At 70.6% G+C, this 17509-nt stretch carries 20 protein-coding genes; 15 read left to right on the top strand and 5 right to left on the bottom strand.

The window, feature by feature from the left end; translation table 11 throughout:
• Positions 1-31: 31 nt before the first annotated feature.
• Positions 32-2251, top strand: coding sequence for a heavy metal translocating P-type ATPase (locus AC2YHJ_RS21960; protein WP_487398312.1), 2220 nt, complete (start codon positions 32-34; stop codon positions 2249-2251).
• Positions 2252-2501: 250 nt separating this feature from the next.
• Positions 2502-3665 (top strand): multidrug effflux MFS transporter, encoded by a 1164-nt coding sequence (locus AC2YHJ_RS21955; protein WP_487398311.1) that lies wholly within the window; start codon positions 2502-2504, stop codon positions 3663-3665.
• A gap of 134 nt (positions 3666-3799) precedes the next feature.
• Here the strand turns inward: AC2YHJ_RS21955 and AC2YHJ_RS21950 are convergent, their stop codons facing one another.
• Positions 3800-4363: a hypothetical protein gene (locus tag AC2YHJ_RS21950; RefSeq protein WP_487398310.1), complete on the bottom strand. Its 564-nt coding sequence runs from the start codon at positions 4361-4363 to the stop codon at positions 3800-3802.
• Positions 4364-4521: 158 nt separating this feature from the next.
• Here AC2YHJ_RS21950 and AC2YHJ_RS21945 point away from each other — a divergent pair, with 158 nt between their 5' ends.
• The 6 genes from AC2YHJ_RS21945 to AC2YHJ_RS21920 all read left to right on the top strand — a co-directional run bounded on the left by AC2YHJ_RS21945 (position 4522) and on the right by AC2YHJ_RS21920 (position 7488).
• Positions 4522-5325 carry an enoyl-CoA hydratase/isomerase family protein gene (locus AC2YHJ_RS21945; protein ID WP_487398309.1) on the top strand — a complete coding sequence of 268 codons (804 nt, stop codon included), beginning with the start codon at positions 4522-4524 and terminating at the stop codon, positions 5323-5325.
• A 296-nt stretch (positions 5326-5621) separates the two neighbouring features.
• Complete coding sequence (locus tag AC2YHJ_RS21940; protein ID WP_487398308.1) at positions 5622-5828, top strand: cold-shock protein; 207 nt, start codon at positions 5622-5624, stop codon at positions 5826-5828.
• 99 nt (positions 5829-5927) lie between these two features.
• Positions 5928-6065, top strand: coding sequence for a hypothetical protein (locus AC2YHJ_RS21935; RefSeq protein ID WP_487398307.1), 138 nt, complete (start codon positions 5928-5930; stop codon positions 6063-6065).
• Positions 6066-6115: 50 nt separating this feature from the next.
• Entirely contained in the window at positions 6116-6571 is a 456-nt protein-coding gene (locus AC2YHJ_RS21930) for a DUF6481 family protein (protein WP_487398306.1), read from the top strand.
• 72 nt (positions 6572-6643) lie between these two features.
• The gene (locus AC2YHJ_RS21925) at positions 6644-6829 is read left to right on the top strand and encodes a hypothetical protein (protein ID WP_487398305.1); all 186 of its coding nucleotides are present in this window, start codon (positions 6644-6646) and stop codon (positions 6827-6829) included.
• Between the two features lie 233 nt (positions 6830-7062).
• Entirely contained in the window at positions 7063-7488 is a 426-nt protein-coding gene (locus AC2YHJ_RS21920) for a DUF6525 family protein (RefSeq protein ID WP_487398304.1), read from the top strand.
• 246 nt (positions 7489-7734) lie between these two features.
• On the opposite strand, the gene AC2YHJ_RS21915 is transcribed toward AC2YHJ_RS21920, so the two are convergent.
• From AC2YHJ_RS21915 to AC2YHJ_RS21905, 3 genes are read right to left on the bottom strand one after another with little or no spacing between them, the layout of a single operon-like run.
• Positions 7735-8286 carry an NADPH-dependent FMN reductase gene (locus AC2YHJ_RS21915; RefSeq protein ID WP_487398303.1) on the bottom strand — a complete coding sequence of 184 codons (552 nt, stop codon included), beginning with the start codon at positions 8284-8286 and terminating at the stop codon, positions 7735-7737.
• Between the two features lie 57 nt (positions 8287-8343).
• The gene (locus AC2YHJ_RS21910) at positions 8344-8805 is read right to left on the bottom strand and encodes an STY0301 family protein (RefSeq protein WP_487398302.1); all 462 of its coding nucleotides are present in this window, start codon (positions 8803-8805) and stop codon (positions 8344-8346) included.
• Between the two features lie 28 nt (positions 8806-8833).
• Entirely contained in the window at positions 8834-9778 is a 945-nt protein-coding gene (locus tag AC2YHJ_RS21905) for a mitochondrial fission ELM1 family protein (protein ID WP_487398301.1), read from the bottom strand.
• A 63-nt stretch (positions 9779-9841) separates the two neighbouring features.
• Here AC2YHJ_RS21905 and AC2YHJ_RS21900 point away from each other — a divergent pair, with 63 nt between their 5' ends.
• From AC2YHJ_RS21900 to AC2YHJ_RS21890, 3 genes are read left to right on the top strand one after another with little or no spacing between them, the layout of a single operon-like run.
• A complete protein-coding gene (locus tag AC2YHJ_RS21900) occupies positions 9842-10564 on the top strand; it encodes an orotate phosphoribosyltransferase (protein WP_487398300.1) in 723 nt (240 codons plus the stop codon).
• Positions 10561-12210, top strand: a complete 1650-nt coding sequence (locus AC2YHJ_RS21895; protein ID WP_487398299.1) for a peptide ABC transporter substrate-binding protein — start codon at positions 10561-10563, stop codon at positions 12208-12210. Before AC2YHJ_RS21900 ends, AC2YHJ_RS21895 begins: the two co-directional genes overlap by 4 nt.
• A complete protein-coding gene (locus tag AC2YHJ_RS21890) occupies positions 12210-12599 on the top strand; it encodes a VOC family protein (protein ID WP_487398298.1) in 390 nt (129 codons plus the stop codon). Before AC2YHJ_RS21895 ends, AC2YHJ_RS21890 begins: the two co-directional genes overlap by 1 nt.
• 177 nt (positions 12600-12776) lie before the next feature.
• On the opposite strand, the gene AC2YHJ_RS21885 is transcribed toward AC2YHJ_RS21890, so the two are convergent.
• Positions 12777-14396: a thiamine pyrophosphate-dependent enzyme gene (locus AC2YHJ_RS21885; RefSeq protein ID WP_487398297.1), complete on the bottom strand. Its 1620-nt coding sequence runs from the start codon at positions 14394-14396 to the stop codon at positions 12777-12779.
• 286 nt (positions 14397-14682) lie between these two features.
• Here AC2YHJ_RS21885 and AC2YHJ_RS21880 point away from each other — a divergent pair, with 286 nt between their 5' ends.
• The 4 genes from AC2YHJ_RS21880 to AC2YHJ_RS21865 all read left to right on the top strand — a co-directional run bounded on the left by AC2YHJ_RS21880 (position 14683) and on the right by AC2YHJ_RS21865 (position 17444).
• Positions 14683-15606 (top strand): ABC transporter permease, encoded by a 924-nt coding sequence (locus AC2YHJ_RS21880; RefSeq protein WP_487398296.1) that lies wholly within the window; start codon positions 14683-14685, stop codon positions 15604-15606.
• Positions 15603-16427, top strand: coding sequence for an ABC transporter permease (locus AC2YHJ_RS21875; RefSeq protein ID WP_487398295.1), 825 nt, complete (start codon positions 15603-15605; stop codon positions 16425-16427). The genes AC2YHJ_RS21880 and AC2YHJ_RS21875 overlap by 4 nt, the downstream gene beginning before the upstream one ends.
• Before the next feature lie 133 nt (positions 16428-16560).
• On the top strand, positions 16561-16953 hold the full coding sequence (locus AC2YHJ_RS21870) for a hypothetical protein (RefSeq protein ID WP_487398294.1): 393 nt from the start codon (positions 16561-16563) through the stop codon (positions 16951-16953).
• 200 nt (positions 16954-17153) lie between these two features.
• Complete coding sequence (locus tag AC2YHJ_RS21865) at positions 17154-17444, top strand: hypothetical protein (RefSeq protein WP_487398293.1); 291 nt, start codon at positions 17154-17156, stop codon at positions 17442-17444.
• Positions 17445-17509: the final 65 nt, after the last annotated feature.

Raw genomic sequence — 17509 nt, 5'->3', positions numbered from 1 at the left:
ATAGTCTGTCCGGCGTGAAGGAGCGGCGGCGATGGATGGCGGCGAGAAGCGGCAGTGGCGCGTTGAGGGCATGGATTGCGCCGCCTGCGTCGCCAAGGTGACGAGGGCGGTCGAGCGCGTGCCCGGCGTCTCCGCCGTCTCCGTCAACCTGATGGCCAAGCGGCTGGCCGCCACGATCGAACCCGGGTCCGGCAGCGCGGAGGCGGTGGCGGAGCAGGTGACCGCGCTCGGCTACACGGTCAGTCCGCTGCCCGGCGCTGCGGCCACCCCGCCGGCTGCGGAACCGGCCGCCTGCTGCGGGCATGACCACGACCACAGCCCTCAGCACGCCGGCCATGGCCACAGCCACGACGATCCGGCCGAAGCCGGCATGCGCTGGTACGCGACGGGCAAGGCGCGCCTCGTCTGGCTGCTCGGCGCGCTGGTGCTCGGTGCCTATGCGCTGTCCCTGGCCCTGCCGCCGCGGCTGACCGATCCGATCTTCCTCGTCGCCACGCTGATCGCGCTGGTGCCCTTCGGCCGCCGCGCCATCGCGCTCGCCCGCGCCGGCAGCCCCTTCAGTATCGAGACGCTGATGTGCGTCGCGGCCATCGGCGCCGTCATCATCGGCGCCGCGGAGGAAGCCGCGGTCGTCGTGCTGCTCTTCGCGCTCGGAGAATTGCTGGAGAACGTCGCCGCCGGACGCGCGCGCGCGGGCATCCGCGCCCTGGCCGACCTGATGCCGCGCGTCGCGCTGCGCCTGCGCGCCGATGGCACGACCGAGCAGGTCTCCCCCGAGGCGCTCCGCCCCGGCGACCTCGTCCTGGTCCGCCCCGGCGACCGCCTGCCCTGCGACGGCGTCATCGCGGAAGGTCGGTCCGCGATCGACGAAAGCCCCATCACCGGGGAGAGCATGCCGGTCAGCCGAGGCCCCGGCGATGCGGTCGCCGCCGGTAGCATCAACGCCGATGGCGCGCTGCGCCTGCGCGTGACGCACGCTGCGGCCGACAACACCATCGCCCGCATCATCCGCATGGTGGAGGACGCCACAGCGTCGCGGGCGAGGACGCAGCGCTTCATCGAACGCTTCGCCGCCTGGTGGACGCCGGGCGCGATGATCGTCGCGCTGCTGGTCATCGTGGTCCCGCCCTTCGCGCTGGGCTGGGATTGGTGGACCAGCCTCTATCGCGGCCTCGCCGTGCTGCTGATCGCCTGTCCCTGCGCGCTGGTGATCTCCGTGCCGGCGGCGATGGCCTCGGGGCTTTCGGCGGGTGCGCGACGCGGCCTGCTGATCAAGGGCGGCGCGGCGCTGGAAGCAATCGGCAGCGCGCGCACCGTCGCCTTTGACAAGACCGGCACGCTGACCGAAGGCCGCCCGCGCGTGACCGACGTGCTGCCCGCACCGGGACGCGATGAACATGCGGTGCTCGCACTCGCCGCCGCCGTCGAGCAGGGCTCCGCGCATCCCCTTGCCCGCGCCATCCTGGCCGACGCCGAGGCACGCGGCGTCTCCATTCCCGCCGCCACCGACCAGACCGCCATCCCTGGCCGCGCTGCGACGGGGCGCGTCGGGTCGCAGCGCGTGTCCATCGGCAGTCCGCGCCATGCGCAGGAGGAAGGCGCGGCCCTCGATACGCTCGCGGCCGACATCGCGCGGCTGGAGGCCGAAGGCCGTACCGTCGCCGTGGTGGTGGTGGATGGCACTGCCGCCGGGATCGTCGCGTTGCGCGACCAACCGCGCGCCGATGCGGCTTCCGGCATCGCTGCCATCACCGCCCTCGGCCTGCGTCCCGTCATGCTGACCGGCGACAACCCGCGCACCGCGGCCGCGATCGCCGGCGCACTCGGGCTGGAGGCGAAGGCCGGTCTGCTGCCCGCCGACAAGCTGCGCGAGATCGCGACTCTGCGGGACGCCGGCGCGGTGGTGATGGTGGGCGATGGCATCAATGACGCCCCCGCCCTCGCCGCCGCGACGGTCGGGGTGGCGATGGGCGGCGGCACCGACGTCGCGCTCGAGACCGCCGATGCCGCCGTGCTGCGGGATCGTGTGACCGGCGTCGCCGACCTGGTCGCGCTGTCGCGCGCGACCATGGCCAATGTCCGGCAGAATGTGGGGCTCGCGATCGGGCTGAAGGGCGTGGTGCTGGTCACGACGCTGGCCGGCATCACGGGATTGTGGCCGGCCATCATGGCGGATACCGGCGCGACCGTGCTGGTCACGCTGAATGCGTTGCGGCTGCTGCGTTGGCGGCCCTCGGCGATGCCGCAATAGCACGGCACCCGCGCCCGGCGCGCTTGCCAGATCGCGACGCAGCGCAGACGATGGGCAGGCGCTCAATCGTCCGGCGCATGATCCGGCTTCGCATCGGCCGGCCCACACCAATCCAGACACGGTCGCCATCGCCCCGCCTGCGGGATCGTGCCCGGCGTCCTTGACTGCCCTTCGCCTGCCGTCCCCGCGGCGCCTGTCTTGCATGGCCGGCGGCGCAATCGGCGTCCTGTTCCCGTCGAATGGAGTCCCCATGCCGGCTTGGCTACCGCTGCTGCTCGGCTTCCTGACCGCGGTCGGGCCGATCTCGACCGACATGTACCTGCCCGCCTTTCCGGCGATCGAGGCGGAACTCGGCACCGCACGCGGCAGCGTCGAGATCACCCTTGCCTCCTGGTTCGTCGGGCTGGCGATCGGGCAGCTCGTGCAGGGGACGCTTGCCGACCGGCTGGGGCGGCGGATGCCCCTGATCGTGGGGACGGCGATCTACACCGTGGCTTCGATCGGCTGTGCCCTGGCGAACGACATGGCGGTGCTGGCGGCCTGGCGCTGCGTCGCCGCCTTCGGCGGTGCCGCGAGCGCCGTCATCCCCCGCGCCATGGTGCGCGACCTGGCCGATGGTCTCGCCGCCGCGCGGCTGATGTCGAAGCTGATGCTGGTGATGGGCGCCGCGCCCATCCTCGCGCCGACGATCGGCGGGCTGCTGCTGGGCACCGGCGGCTGGCGGATGATCTTCTGGGCTTCGGCGGCCTATGGCGGGCTGTCCTGCCTGCTCGCCTGGCGCCTGCTGCCCGAGACGCTGCCACCGGACCGGCGCGCGAAACGGTCCTTCGTGACGCTGCTGGCGGATTTCGTGCAGATCGGGCGGGAACGCAGCTTCATCACCCATGCGCTGATGGGCGCGGCGACGATGTTCTCGGTCTTCGTCTTCATCGGCGGCGCGCCGGGCGTCTACATCGAGCATTTCGGCGTCTCGCCCGGGCATTTCGGCCTGCTGTTCGCCATCAGCGCGACGGGATTCATCGGCGCATCGCAGTTCAATCCGTGGCTGCTGCACCGGTTCGGGGCGCGTCGAGTGGTGGCCTATGCGCTGCGGCTGTCGGGCGCGGCCGTGACGGTGCTGGCGGCCACCGCCGTCACCGGGATCGGCGGGCTGCTGGGGATCTTCCTGCCGGCGGCGGTCGCCCTTGCCTGCACCGGGCTGGTGTTTCCCAACGCCGCGGTGGGCGCGCTGTCCCGCCATCCGGCGCGGGCGGGCAGCGCCTCGGCACTGCTGGGGACGCTGCAGTTCAGCTGCGCGGCGTTGGGCAGCGCCCTGGTGGGCGCCCTTGCGGACGGGACGCCACTGCCGATGGCATTGCTGATGGTGGCAGGCGCGACGGCGGCGCTGATGGCGGAGATGGCGCGGCCGCGGTGAGACGGCGACGCCTTCGGATTGCCGGCAGCGGATGCGATGCCCCGAAGGTGGAACCGCTTCCCTCCGGTTGACCGGGCATCGTCAGCCGCCCGGATGATCCCATCCAGGCGGCTGACGATGCCGCATCTTCGGCGTCATTGCGCGGTGGTGGTGACCGCGACCTCGTCGCCGGGCCCAAGGCGCGTGGCGAAGGCCATCATCGCGGGATCGGGGATGGTGACGAGTTGGCGAGCGCCTGTCGGCCCGGCCACCACCAATCGGCGGCCCCCGACCTCCACCGCCTCGACGGTGCCGCGCAGGCGACCGGGACGGGCAGCATCGGCATTCCGCGGCGGTGAGGCGAGCCGAACCATCCCGTTGGCGTCATAGATCGCGACGACGCGGCTGCCAGGACGGAGTTGCCTCAGATTGCGGAAATCCTGACCCGCCGTCAGGGTGAAGGTTCCCCCGCTGGTCGTCGTCAGGATGACCTCACGCGTGGCGGCGTCCGCGGCCTGGACCGTACCGAAGGCCGCAATGCCATTGGCCACCATCGTCGGTTGGCCAGGCGGGAGGTTCCGGATGACGAGGTCCGGGTTCGACGCCACCTGCATCGATGCCGGCGGCGGCGGCGTTTCGGCGCAACCGAGAAGCCCCGCCACCACCACGGCAAACGGCGCAAGCATCAGCCGCCGCCGGCGAATCGCGTCTACCGCCATCTGGACCCTCCCATTGCGCATGCGAAGCAATGTTCCGGCGGCGTCAGCGGTTTGGCAAGCAATGCCTGCGGCCCATGCGCCCAGGTTGCTGCCCCGGCGCGCGCTTCCTACTCTCGCTCGCAACGGCGGCCTCATGGGCCGAACAGGGGAACCGCACCATGAACGACACGGCACCGGCCGCCGCCGAGGAGGCCACGACCCATGCCGCCTTTGCCGACGGCATTCTCGAACTGACGCTGAGCAACCCACGCCGGCGCAACGCCCTGGCGCCCAGCCTGCGGCAGGCGATGATCGAGCACATGGAGCGCGGCCTCGCCGACCCGGCCTGCCGCGTCATCATCCTGACCGGCGCGGGCCGGACCTTCTGCGCGGGCGGCGACATCTCCGCCATGGGCCAACAGACGCCGATGCAGAGCCGCGCGCGGATGATGCGCGTCAGCCACCACATGGTCCGGCTGCTGGTGGAAGGCGAAAAGCCCGTCATCGCCGCGGTGGAAGGCCACGCCGCCGGTGCCGGCCTGTCGATCGCGGCGGCCTGCGACATCGTCGTCGCCTCCCGCGACGCGGTCTTCACCTGTTCCTTCAACAAGGTCGGGCTGGTGCCGGATCTCGGCGCGGCCTGGACGCTGCCGCGGCGCATCGGACTCGGTCCGACCAAGATGATCATGTTCCGCGGCAAGCCGGTGACGGCCGAGGACGCGGCGCGGCTCGGCCTAGTCGATGCGTTGGCCGAACCCGGCGCGGCGCTGGAGGAAGCGCGGGCCATCGCGCGCGACATCGCGGCCGTCGCACCATTGTCCAACGGCATGGCGAAGCAGTTGATCAACCGCTCGCAAGGCACGCTCGCGGAATTCCTGAAGGCCGAGGCGGATGCGCAGGCGCTGCTCTACGGCAGCGAGGATCACCGCGAGGGGCGCGATGCGTTCATGGCGAAGCGGAAACCCAGCTTCGTCGGGCGCTGAAGGACGCGGGAGGGGCCTCGCCCCTCCCGGACCCTCCCCACCAAAGGCCAGCGGGCCTTTGGAATGCGGCCACCTGGCGCCCTGCGCGACGGTTGTGTTGAGCGCAGACGCCCCCCCCGCAATCACATCTTCCATTCCGCCCCGCGAGGCACTATGTCTCCCGCGTCACCTTTTCTTGGCCTTGCCGCGCTCTCCTTGCTCCCGATCGAGCGCCGAGCCCGCCCGCTCACCAGCAGAAGATTGATCGGACGCACCATCTCGGTACGGCCGTCCCTTTGTTTGATAACGGAACAACCATGTCCATTGGCACCATCAAGTGGTTCAACGCCACGAAGGGCTACGGCTTCATTCAGCCGGACGACGGCTCGAAGGACGTCTTCCTCCACATCTCCGACGTCGAGCGCTCCGGCATCGGCACGCCCCAGGAAGGCGACAAGATCGAATTCGACCTCCAGCGCGGTCAGCAGGGCAAGATGTCCGCGACCAACCTGCGCAAGGCCTGAAGACTTCTCCGACCGCGGCCGGCCGCAACGCCGGTCACGGTCGCGTGGATGCGGCGCCGCCCCTCGGGACGGCGCCGCCAAGAAGAACGAACGAAAACGATGACCAGCATCCCGAACGCGCCGCGCGGCCTTCCGGCACGCAGCGCCTCCACGACCCCGGCATTGGACGCCCCGCGCCCCGGCACCGGGCTTTCGACCGCCGAGATCCGCCAGATCATCCTCGACATCCTCGGATGATCCGGCACGGCCCGCCTACACCCACCAGACAAGGACAGCAGTAGATCACGATGCAAGGCACGAAGCACGGTGACTTCAATTCCCGCCGCGAAGCCGCGGATCTCGCCCGCAAGGCGATGATCGAGCGCTTCCGCGCACAGCCCCGCCCGGATGATCCCGTGGTGCAGGAACGGCTCGCCGCACAGCGCGCCGTCGCCGAGGCCCGGGAACAGCGCCGCGCCGAACGCCTCGCCGAGCGCGCCGCCCAAGCGGAAGCCGCTGCCGCCGAAGCCCGCCGGCTCGAAGCCGAGGAAGCCGCCCGACAGGCCGAGGCAGCGCGCCTGGCCGCCGCGGAGGCCCTGCGGCAGGCCGAGGCCGCGCGTGAGGCCGCCACGGCGGCCATGGAGCAGGAGCAACGCGCCGCCCTTCTCGATGCCGAGAAGAAGGCACGGGCGCTCGCAACCGCCGCCGAGCAGAAGGCGATGCGCGACGCGCGCTACGCCGCGCGCAAGGCTCGTCGCAAATAGCCGCGCAGCGTCATCGATGACGCTGCTCCTCTTCGCGACCTCATCGCGATCGCCGGTCAACGGAGTTTCCCTATGGCTGATCCTGCCGCCGACATTGCCGTGCCGAGATCCGAAGCCGGGATCGATGAAGACGTCGCGCTGATCGCGAAACGGCACCGGATCTCACCGGCCATCGTGCGAGAGATCATGAGGCGATCGGGAACGACCGACCGCACCGTGATCGAGCGCGAGATCGCGAAGGGGAAGGCCCGTCGCTGAAGTCATGCGGCATGCTGGCGGCGCGACGCGATTCAGGTCCGGCGCGTCATGCCGTCGGCGCAAGCAGCAGGCGGCGACTGCCATTCCAGCCGCGCGGCGCGTCGCGCGCCCAGCCAGGACGGTGGAACCACGACGCCGCCCGACGCGGCCGCATGGGTGACGAGCACCAGGCGGTTGGCGCTGCGATTTCGCCCCGGCCTGGCCTTCGGTAGAAGCCAGCGATGGACAACAGCATGGCGACCGCGCCCTACAGCAAGCTGAAGGGCGATCCCTACCGCGCCTATGAGGAACTGCCCGCCGAGGTGCGCCGAGCCATGCAGGAATCCCTGGTGGACTGGTGCCCGCTGCGTGCCCGCGAATGGCACATCCATCTGCTGCGCCAATTGCGGCTGCGGCCGGCCCAGGCGGCGCACCTCCTCGTCCAGACCATCCGCAGGCATGATCACGCCGAAGTCACCGCCTTCGCAAGGACGTGGCCGAAGGGCCCGACGGCATACCCGCACCTCGCGGCCGGCGCGACGCTCCAGCGCTACTCAGGGACGGGCGGCATTCCCGCAGCCGAGCCTATCCTCGTCGCTCCGCGGGCAAAGCGGTCCAAGGCACCGGCTGGTCCTACGCCTGGTGGCGGGAGCCCGAAGCGGCATCGGCGTCGTCGGTGATGCCGGCCCCTTGGCGGGGCGCGTTGCGATGGATACGGCGGCGCGCAGGAAACCCAACCTGGCGAGCGTCTACGCCAACCTCATCGAAGTGCCGTGGGCAATGATCAAGGACCGCGACGATCCTGGCGGTCTGGAAGCGGCCCCGGGCGCTGGTCGACAAGGGCGGCGCCCGGACGACCCACCGGGATATCGAACCGAAAAGCAGCGTGTCGACATGATGCGGACGGGCGGCGCCCCTCCAGCATCTCATCCCCGCCCGACGAAGCCGACGAAGCCCGCCAGGTAGTCCCGCAACTGCTTCTCCACCGCCGCATCGGTCAGCGTGCCTGATGCGTCGAACACGCCCCCAGCGCGCGAGACCATCAGCCGCCCGCCCGTCCATAGATCGAGCCCAAGCGTCCGCAACACCGGCAACCAGGCGTTCTGCGCCAGGATCGTCCCAAAGCCGCCCGGCGAGGCCCCGATCAGTGCCACCTTCCGGCCGGCGAAGACGCGCGCCGCATCGGCAGGCGGGCGAGACAGCCAGTCGATCGCGTTCTTGAACACGCCGGGCATGCCGTTGTTGTACTCGGGCGTGACCAGCAGCAGCGCGTCGGCGGCGGCGATCTTGTCCTTCAGCGCGGCGACGGCCGGCGGGATGCCCTCGGCGGCTTCGAGGTCACCGTCATAGAGCGGGATGCCCTGGATGGTCTCGGCCGCCAATTCCGCGCCGGCCGGCATCAGGCCTGCGGCCGCGCGAAGCAGCGCAGTGTTGAACGACGCCCGGCGCAGGCTTCCCGACACTCCGACGATCTTCATGATGCTCGGTTCCTTATCCGCTGAAGTGCCGATGATCGTCGGGATCGGCGGGGCTGGCTACCGGCAGGCGACCACCACCTGTTCCGGCCCGCTGACGACGCGGCCGTGGCGCATGCCGCGGCTGTTCTCGCGGATGCTCGTCACCTCGCAACGGCGCGCGGCGGCCGGCACGGCGGCCATGATGCCGGACTCCAGCCCTTCATACCGGCAGACCAGCCGATAGGGTTGGCGGTTGCCGCCGAGATCCCACCATTCCCGCCGGCTGCGCGGATCGGCGTCGGGACGCAGTTGCACCCGATCGGCCGGGTCGCCCTCGAACAGGTCGGCGCCGCGCAGCCAATGGCGTTGTGGCTCCGGCCGCACCTCCCAGCCATTGGGTGGGCGGATCTCGTCGCGCGACATCACCTCGACCGAGGCTGGGCAGGCGATCAGCGGCGGCGCCGGCGGGCGGGAGGGCTGCTGCGCGACGGCGGTTCCGGCGGCAAGCAGGACCGGCAGCAAAGCGAGGACAGGACGCATCGGGGGGTCTCCGTCATCGAGGGCAAGGTCATCCGCGGAGAAAGCGCTCCGCCACTTCGAGGGCGACGCGCCCGGTCTCGTCGAAAGGATCCCGCGCGAAGGGGGTCGGGGCCTCCGACAGGGGCCGGGCCTGGCCGGCAGCATAGACGCTGTCGTGCAGCCGGTGGTGGCGCGGACCGAGCCCGCCGGGATCGGCGATGAACACCGGGGCCGTGGTGGCGAGCGCCTCGGACAACATGGAGACGGAGTCGCCGGTCACGACCACCGCATCGGCCCAGGCAAGCAGCCCGGCATAGGGGTTGGGCCCGCCATCTCCCCAGCGACGCAGGTCGTGCGGCATCCCGGCCAGCACATCGGCCACAGCGGATTCCGCCGGCCGGCCGGTGCGGCGCGACCCGGTGGCGAGCACCGAACCGGCGAAGCCCGCGACCTGGCGGGCGATTCCCGCTGCGGTGTCGGGGCGCATCCCCTCCCCGCGCGGTGGACCGCCGAGCAGGAGGGCGACGCGCGGGGAAGGAAGCGCGCCGAACATGGCCCATTCGGTGTGCGCCGCGGCCAGGCGGGCCGGGCTCATGCGGTGGGTCGCGCCCAGGATGGGCAGGATATTCGGGGCTTCGGGCGGCGAATCGTGCCGGCCGACCACCAGAAGGTCGAAGCGGTGTTCCGCAAAGCCGGGGCGCATGCAGTGGATGGTCCGCACCCCCTGCCCGGCCAGCCACAGCGCCACCGGCGCGCTGCGTCGCCCGGCCGAGATGGCCACGTCCGGCCAGGGGGGCGCGATGCCATACCGGGCCTCGGCGGACAGTCCGGCCAGTGTCGGCCAGCGCAGCGGCAGCCGCGCCATCGGCCCCCAGCCCAGCGAAGCGGTGCGGAAGGGCCGGCCGAGCCGTTCGGCGATGCCGATCGCCTGGGCCGCCGTGCCCGCCCGGGGGTCCGCCAGCACCCAGATTCGGCCCGCGGCCGCCTCGGTCATGGACGCGGCCCGCCCCGCCGATTACGACAGGTCGCAGAAGGACCACCACCAGGACACACCGCCATGACCGCGCTGCACGCCTCCGACTGGGACCGCGACGCCGCCCTGACCACCGCGCGCATCCTGCTTGAAATCAAGGCCGTCAACTTCCGCCCGGAGGAGCCCTACACCTTCACCAGCGGCTGGAAGAGCCCCGTCTATATCGACTGCCGCAAGATCATCTCCTTCCCCCGGGCGCGCAACCGGATCATGGAGCTTGGCGTCGAGAAGATCGGCCGGCATGTCGGCTATGAATCGATCGATATCGTGGTCGGCGGCGAGACGGCCGGCATTCCCTTCGGCGCCTGGATCGCCGACCGGATGATGGCGCCCATGGCCTATGTGCGGAAGAAGCCCAAGGGCTTCGGCCGCAACGCGCTGATCGAAGGCGAGGTCCCGGTCGGCCAGCGCACCCTGCTGGTCGAGGACCTGACCACCGATGGCGGGTCAAAGATCCGCTTCGCGAACGCGCTGCGCGAGGCGGGCGCGATCTGCGACCACACCTTCGTCGTGTTCTACTACGGCGTCTTCCCCGGTTCCTTCGAGAAGCTGAAGGAGATGGGGCTGAACCTGCACCATCTGTGCACCTGGTGGGACGTACTCGAGGTCTGCCGCGAGCGCCCGTATTTCAGCGAGGCCGCGCTGAAGGAAGTGCGCAAGTTCCTCGAGGACCCCGTGACCTGGTCGAAGTCGCATGGCGGCGTCGGCAGCGCGGAGGAGGCGAAGCCGAAGGACGCTGCCGAATGATGCTGCGCGCTGCCGCGCTGCTGCTGGCGATGGCCGCAACGGCCACCGCCCAGCCGCGCGACACGCTGACCATCGGCATCACGCAGTATCCTTCGACCTTCCACCCCAACATCGAGAACATGGCCGCGAAATCCTATGTGCTGGGCTTCGCGCGCCGTCCGCTGACGGCCTATGGCGCCGATTGGCGCCTCGCCTGCCTGACCTGCGAGACGCTGCCCTCGATCGAGAACAGTCTTGCCGAACGCGAGACCACGCCGGAGGGCAAGCCCGGCATCCGCGTCACCTACCGCCTGCGCGAGGGCCTGCGCTGGGGTGATGGAACGCCGGTCTCCTCCGAGGATCTGCGCTTCGCCTGGGAAGCCGGCCGCGATCCCGCCACCGGCTTCGGCCCCGCCGAATTCTATCGCAGCGCCTATGAGCTGATCGTCGTCGATCCGCGCACCGTCACGCTGCGCTTCGATCGCGTCACCTTCGAATATGCCTCCATGGGCGACTTCCAGCCGCTGCCCGCGCATGTCGAGCGCGCCCGCTGGCAGGCCGATCCGCGCGCCTACCGCACCCGCACCGCTTACGACACGGAGACCACCAACCCCGCGCTGTGGAATGGGCCGTATCGCATCACCGCGGTGCGGCCGGGTGCCTCGGTCACGCTCGACCGCAACCCGGCGTGGAACGGCGCGGCACCCGCGTTCCACCGCATCACCATCCGCACGGTGGAGAATACGCCCGCGCTGGAAGCGCAATTGCTTGCCGGCCAGGTGGACATGGTGGCGGGTGAGCTCGGCCTGCCGCTGGAACAGGCCATCGCGCTGGAACGGCGCAGCGGCAACCGCTTCCGCTTTCTCTACCAGCCCGGCCTGATCTACGAGCACATGGATCTGCGCCACGATCATCCCGCGCTTGGCGATGTGCGTGTGCGGCGCGCGTTGCTGATGGCGACCGACCGGGCGCAGATCAGCGAACGGTTGTTCGCCGGTCGGCAACCCGTGGCGCATACGTCGGTGAACCCGCTCGACCCGATGTTTGACGCGGATGTGCGGCAATGGCCCTTCGACCTCGCCCGCGCCCGCGCCCTGCTGGATGAGGCCGGCTGGACGCCTGGCCCCGATGGCATCCGCCGCAACGCCGCAGGCGAGCGCCTGTCGCTGGAATTCATGACCACCGCCGGCAACCGCGCGCGCGAACAGGTGCAGCAGGTTCTGCAAGGCATGTGGCGCGCCGCCGGCATCGAGGCGCGCATCCGCAACGAGCCGCCCCGCGTCTTCTTCGCCGAGACCATGTCGCGCCGCCGCTTCCAGGGCCTCGCGCTGTTCGCGTGGATCAGCGCCCCGGAATCCGTGCCGCGTTCCACGCTGAACTCCGACGAGATCCCGCGCGAGGACCGCAACTGGTCGGGCCAGAACTATGGCGGCTTCCGCAACGCGGAGATGGATGCGCTGACGCAGACCATCCCCGAACAGCTCGACGTCGCGCAGCGGCGCGAGATGTGGCGGCGTCTGCAGGCGATCTATGCCGAGGAACTGCCGTCGATCCCGCTGTGGTTCCGCGCCGACGCGCATGTCTGGCCGCAATGGCTCGACGGCATCCGGCCCACCGGGCACCTCAATGTCTCGACGCTGTGGGCGGAGGAGTGGCGGGTGCGCTGATGCTCGACCACGTCTCCATCACCGTGTCCAACCTGCCGCGCGCGGCGCGCTTCTACGATGCGGTGATGACGGCACTGGGCGTGCCATGCGTGAATCGGTCCGATGTCGCGATCGGCTATGGCATCCGGAACCGCACCAATGACGACGGGCATTCCTACATCAGTATCCGCGCCTCGGACGCACCGATCCACGCGGATCGCCGCCACTGGTGCTTCCGCGCACCGGATCGCGCGGCGGTCGATGCGTTCCACGCGGCGGGTGTCGCGCATGGCGGCGCGGATGATGGCGCGCCAGGGCTGCGCGAGCACTACCATCCTCACTACTACGCGGCGTTTCTGCTCGATCCGGACGGCAATCGTGTCGAGGCGGTGTGTCACCGTGCGGCGTAAAGCCGGGGGAAAGTGAATTCCCCCGGCCCCCCTTCTATCTTTGTCCGTTGCACTCGTGCGCCGGGCACGGCGCGATGACACGATCACGCCAGTAGCGTCGGGCATCGGAAAACCGCATTCCAATGGCCCGCTGGCCAGAAGTCCGGCGCGGAACACCGAACCTCAAACAAAGCCGCGTCAGCCCCTCAGCGGCGAGATGAAGCCGAAGGGCGATGTCTCCTGCGTGATGTCGGTCATCACCTCGATCAGGCAGGGCGCGTTTGCCGCCAGCGCGTCGCGCACCGCGTCCCGGAGCCCTTCGCCATCCCGCACGCGCCAGGACCGCACGCCGAAGGATTTGGCGAAGGCCTGGAAGTCCGGGTTGGTGAGCTCGGCACCCGAATGCCGACCGTCGAACAGCCGCCGCTGGTCGCGAAGCACGTTGCCATAGGCTTCGTTGTTGAACACCACCGTCACCAAGTTGATGCCGTAGCGCACCGCCGTCGCCAGGTCTGCGCCGCCGAACAGAAAGCCGCCATCGCCGCAGACCGCGACGACGGCCTTGTCGGGATGCGCGACCTTGATGCCGAGCGCGGTCGGGAAACCGGCGCCGAGATTGCCCGAAAAGCCGGAACTGATACCGGTGCGCGGGTGATGGAACGGCATGCCGAACCACGAGACGTAACCCACCTGCGTCATGTCGTCGCAGAGGATGCCGTCCTCCGGCAGCACCTCGCGGATCGCGGAGAGGAACGACATCTGCGGCTGCACCGCCTTGATCTCCTCGGCGACGGTGGCCTTCGCGCGGGCGATGACTTCCGTGCGGGCAGCGTCGGTGCGCGCCTCGACCGCCGCCGTGAGCGCGCGCATGGCATCGGCGGCGTCGGCGACGATGGAAAGATCGACCGTGAGCCGCCGCATCTCGGCCGGATCGATGTCGATGCGCGCGATCTTCAGCCCCGCCGGCAGCTTGCCCCAGCGGGCCGTCGGCACTTCGAGCCGCGACCCGAAGGCGACCAGCAGGTCCGTCTCGGCCCATAGCTTGTAGGCGGCGGGCAGAGTGAGGCTCAGGGGATGCCGGTCATCCAGCACGCCGCGCGCGCTGCGGAAGCGCACCACCGGCGCACCGGTCTTCTCCGCCAGCGCGCGGATCTCGGCCCCGGCGTCGACCGCGCCGCCGCCGATCCAGATCATCGGGTTCTTCGCGGCATTCATCATCGCGGCGAGGCGGGCGATCTTCTCAGGATCGGGAACCGGGTTGGCGTGCGGCGGCAGCGGATCGACCGGGGTGACCTCGGCGATGGCGGGCAGTTGGTCGAGCGGTATTTCGAGCGCCGCCGGGCTGCGCCGGCCGGACATCATGGACTGGAAGGCAGCAGCGACCTTGCGCGGCGCCTCGGTCGGGTCCTCGATGCGCTCCGCGTGGCGCACCAGCGTGCGCAGCGTCGCCAACTGGTCCGGCAGCTCGTGCAACTGCCCGCGCAGCCGGCCGATCATGGTCGAGGGCACCTGGCCGGTCAGGCACAGGACGGGTGCATTCACGCTCCAGGCGGTCGAGAGCGCGGCGGTGGTGTTGAGCACGCCCGGCCCCGGCACCACCGAATAGACCGCCGGCCGCCCGGTCGCGCAGGCATAGCCCATGGCCATGTAGGCGGTGGTCTGCTCGTGGCGGGCATTGATGACGCGGATGCGGTTCGCGTTGCGGGCCAAGGCGTCGAACAGCCCGTACATCTGCACACCCGGCAGGCCGAAGACCGTATCGATCCCATGGCGTAGCAGGCCGTCGACGATGGCATCGCCACCGGTCATGCGCGGCATGTCTCTTCCTCCCATCCGTATCGCGCGATCCGACCACCGAACGGCCCGCACGCCAAGAGGCGCACCGCCAAGGGCCTGGCTCTCGATGTCGGAGACGAGGCTGTGACCGACGGCGGTCGTCCAGCGGGGCCGAAACTGGTCGGAGGCCTGCGCGAGATGCTACGTCTTGGTGGCGCCGCCCGCCTTTCGCCGGTGGCGGAGGTGTTGGAAGCGGACCCAGTCGATGCGGCCCCATGTCCGGTAGAGGAGAGGCCAGGGGCGGGCAAAACCCCTCCCCTGCGCGCCCATGATCGCGCGGCGCCTGCTCCAGATCGCGCTCACCCTCGCCATCCTCTCCTTCTGCGCCTTCGCCCTCATCGCGCTCATGCCCGGCGACCCAATCGAGGTCGCCATTGCCGGCGATCCGCGACTGACCGCTGAGGACGCCGCGCGGCTGCGGGCACTGCACGGCCTCGACCAACCGTTCCACGAGCGCTACCTCGCATGGGCCGCCGGCCTCCTGCGTGGGGATTTCGGCTATTCGCGCCTGTTCGCCCAACCCGTCGCGTCGCTGCTTGGCCCGGCGCTGCTGTCCACGCTGGCCCTTGCCGGCACGGCGCTGATCATCGCGCTGGCCGCGGGCGTGACGCTCGGCGCGCTTGCGGCATCGCGGCCGCGCGCGGCGCCCTTCGTCGATGCCCTCGCCGTCATGGGCCAGGCGATGCCGACCTTCTGGCTCGGCATCCTACTGATCATCGCCTTCGCGGTCACGCTCGGCTGGCTGCCAGCCGGCGGGACGGCGGAACAGGGCATCGGCCTGCGCTATCTGATTCTGCCGGTCGCAACGCTGGCCATCGCGCATCTTGCCGCCTATGCGCGGCACTCGGCGGCGAGCCTCGAAGCCACGCTGACCGAACCCTGGATCCGCACCGCCCGCGCGCGTGGCGCATCCGAAGCCGGCGTGCTGATGCGCCATGCCTTCCCCAATGCGGCGCTGCCGGTACTGCAGATCGCAGCCCTCGATGCGGGCGCGCTCGCCGGTGGGGCGCTGGTGACCGAGACGGTCTTCGCGCGGCCCGGCATGGGCAAGCTGCTCTACGACGCGGTAATGGGCAACGACACCAACCTCGCGCTGGTCGCGCTGCTGCTGGTCGCGCTGGTGACAATGCTCGCGACACTCGGCGCGGATCTCGCACAACGCGCGCTCGATCCAAGGCTGCGCGAGCGGTGATCCGGCTCGTCATCGGCCTCGCGCTGCTGGGTGCGCTTGCGGTTGCCGGCATCGCCGCGCCCTTCGTTGCCGATGCGCTCGGCCTCGATCCTTTCGCGCCCGACCTGCTGGCACGCTACGAACCGCCCTCGGCGGCGCATCCGCTCGGCACCGACGATCTCGGACGAGACATCCTGCTGCGGCTGCTGTTCGGCGCGCGCGTTTCGCTCGCGGTCGGGCTGGCGGCCGCACTCGCTGCGACCGTCATCGGCACCACGGCCGGGGTGCTCGCCGCGTGGCGCGGCGGGGTCGCCGATGCCGCGATCATGCGGCTCGCGGATTTCATGCTGGCACTGCCGGCGCTGCCGCTGCTGGTGCTGCTCGCCGCCGCGGACCCGTCGCGCATCGGGCTGCCGGCGCGCGGGGAGGCTGCGGGCGACGTGCTGCGCATCGTCGTCATCCTCGCGATCTTCGGCTGGGTGGGCGTCGCGCGGCTCGCGCGGGCGGCCGCCCTCGCCACGCTGTCGCGCGACCATGTCCGCGCCGCGCGCGCGCTTGGCGCGTCGGAAGCACGCATCCTGCGCCGCCACGTCCTGCCGGCGCTCGCCCCACCCATCGCGGTCGCCACCGCGCTCGCCGTGGCGGGGGCGATCCTTGCCGAATCGACGCTGTCCTTCCTCGGTCTCGGCATCAGCCCGCCTGCGCCGTCCTGGGGGAACATGCTGGCGAACGCACAGGACCTGGTGTTCAGCGCGCCCTGGGCCGCCGTCTGGCCGGGGCTTGCGATCATGGCGACCGTTGCCGGCTGCACGCTGGTCGCGGACGGGATCCGTAGGCGATAGTGGCGAGGCCAGGCCGGGGCTTGGCCCGGCCATGTTGCTTCGGATCAACGCGTGGTCTTGCCAGCCCCGGCAGGCTGCCCGACATGGCCGATAACGACGGCCCGAAACCACTGCTGCCAGGGAGAGCAGGACAATGCCGAACACCCCCCTTTCCAAATCCATGCTGGATCTGCTCTCGCATATCAGCCTGCCCGCGGCCGATCGTCAGTTCCAGCCGGGCGACCAGTCGCTCGCCGACCCAGCCGCCGGCCTGCCGCAGAACCTGTCCGGCACGAACGCCATGCTCGACCTCCTGCTCGCCGAGGCGGAGGAGGATCTGCGCGAGGGCCGCGCGAGGGCGGCCGGCACGGCGCTTGGCATCATCGGCACGCGGCTGGCCCTCGATGACATGCGCGGCAGCACCCCGCCCAAGCATGTCGAATGGCTCGCCGCCCATCTGCGGACCGCGGCGAGCGAGTTGGCCGAGGGCCATGCCGGCAAGTCGCTGAAGGCGGTCCGGCTGGCACGGCTCGCACTGCGGCCCTGACCAGCGCACTGCCGGTTCGTGCCCCACCTTTCTGGGTGGGGTACCGAGCCGTCCGGCCATCCATCAAACATGTCCGATCAGTCATTTGTCGGATAATCTTCCGACAGGATAGAAGGCGTAGGAGAGCCTCCAGGTAACGGATCCCCCCGACCGTGCCGACCGATTCGTCAGGTCTCACCGGCCGAAAGGATGCCCTTGCCATGTTCCGTGCCATTCTCCTCGCCGCTGGGCTGATCCTCGCCCTCGGCACGCTCAGCCCCGCCGATGCGGCGCGCAGCCGCGCCCGTTCCACGGGCACCGAGGCGACCACCGCTTCGACCGAGGCGCCGCGCGCCTCCTCCTCCCGCCGCACCCGCCGGACCGAGGCGAACAGCCAGCGCCGCAGCCGCGGCTCGGCGACCTCCTCGCGCCAGCGTCGCGGGTCGCAGCATGCCTCCGCGTCCGGTTCGCGCCGTGGATCGCGCAGCGCACCGGCCACCGCGACCCAGTGATGCGCGCCAACCGCGCGTCATGAAAAAGGGGGCCGCAAGGCCCCCTTTGCCGTTTCTGCGACGGA

The organism is Roseomonas sp. SRI_022 (assembly GCF_057586215.1).
This window is presented reverse-complemented; position numbering and strand designations above follow the sequence as displayed.

Excerpts from the sequence above, each read along its gene's own strand:
- AC2YHJ_RS21950 (WP_487398310.1), bottom strand. The coding sequence starts at position 4,363 with ATGGCGGTAGACGCGATTCGCCGGCGGCGGCTGATGCTTGCGCCGTTT.
- AC2YHJ_RS21940 (WP_487398308.1), top strand. The coding sequence starts at position 5,622 with ATGTCCATTGGCACCATCAAGTGGTTCAACGCCACGAAGGGCTACGGC.
- AC2YHJ_RS21870 (WP_487398294.1), top strand. The coding sequence starts at position 16,561 with ATGCCGAACACCCCCCTTTCCAAATCCATGCTGGATCTGCTCTCGCAT.
- AC2YHJ_RS21945 (WP_487398309.1), top strand. The coding sequence starts at position 4,522 with ATGAACGACACGGCACCGGCCGCCGCCGAGGAGGCCACGACCCATGCC.
- AC2YHJ_RS21865 (WP_487398293.1), top strand. The coding sequence starts at position 17,154 with ATGTTCCGTGCCATTCTCCTCGCCGCTGGGCTGATCCTCGCCCTCGGC.
- AC2YHJ_RS21885 (WP_487398297.1), bottom strand. The coding sequence starts at position 14,396 with ATGCCGCGCATGACCGGTGGCGATGCCATCGTCGACGGCCTGCTACGC.
- AC2YHJ_RS21930 (WP_487398306.1), top strand. The coding sequence starts at position 6,116 with ATGCAAGGCACGAAGCACGGTGACTTCAATTCCCGCCGCGAAGCCGCG.
- AC2YHJ_RS21920 (WP_487398304.1), top strand. The coding sequence starts at position 7,063 with ATGGCGACCGCGCCCTACAGCAAGCTGAAGGGCGATCCCTACCGCGCC.
- AC2YHJ_RS21890 (WP_487398298.1), top strand. The coding sequence starts at position 12,210 with ATGCTCGACCACGTCTCCATCACCGTGTCCAACCTGCCGCGCGCGGCG.
- AC2YHJ_RS21925 (WP_487398305.1), top strand. The coding sequence starts at position 6,644 with ATGGCTGATCCTGCCGCCGACATTGCCGTGCCGAGATCCGAAGCCGGG.
- AC2YHJ_RS21880 (WP_487398296.1), top strand. The coding sequence starts at position 14,683 with ATGATCGCGCGGCGCCTGCTCCAGATCGCGCTCACCCTCGCCATCCTC.
- AC2YHJ_RS21915 (WP_487398303.1), bottom strand. The coding sequence starts at position 8,286 with ATGAAGATCGTCGGAGTGTCGGGAAGCCTGCGCCGGGCGTCGTTCAAC.
- AC2YHJ_RS21935 (WP_487398307.1), top strand. The coding sequence starts at position 5,928 with ATGACCAGCATCCCGAACGCGCCGCGCGGCCTTCCGGCACGCAGCGCC.
- AC2YHJ_RS21910 (WP_487398302.1), bottom strand. The coding sequence starts at position 8,805 with ATGCGTCCTGTCCTCGCTTTGCTGCCGGTCCTGCTTGCCGCCGGAACC.
- AC2YHJ_RS21960 (WP_487398312.1), top strand. The coding sequence starts at position 32 with ATGGATGGCGGCGAGAAGCGGCAGTGGCGCGTTGAGGGCATGGATTGC.
- AC2YHJ_RS21905 (WP_487398301.1), bottom strand. The coding sequence starts at position 9,778 with ATGACCGAGGCGGCCGCGGGCCGAATCTGGGTGCTGGCGGACCCCCGG.
- AC2YHJ_RS21895 (WP_487398299.1), top strand. The coding sequence starts at position 10,561 with ATGATGCTGCGCGCTGCCGCGCTGCTGCTGGCGATGGCCGCAACGGCC.
- AC2YHJ_RS21955 (WP_487398311.1), top strand. The coding sequence starts at position 2,502 with ATGCCGGCTTGGCTACCGCTGCTGCTCGGCTTCCTGACCGCGGTCGGG.
- AC2YHJ_RS21900 (WP_487398300.1), top strand. The coding sequence starts at position 9,842 with ATGACCGCGCTGCACGCCTCCGACTGGGACCGCGACGCCGCCCTGACC.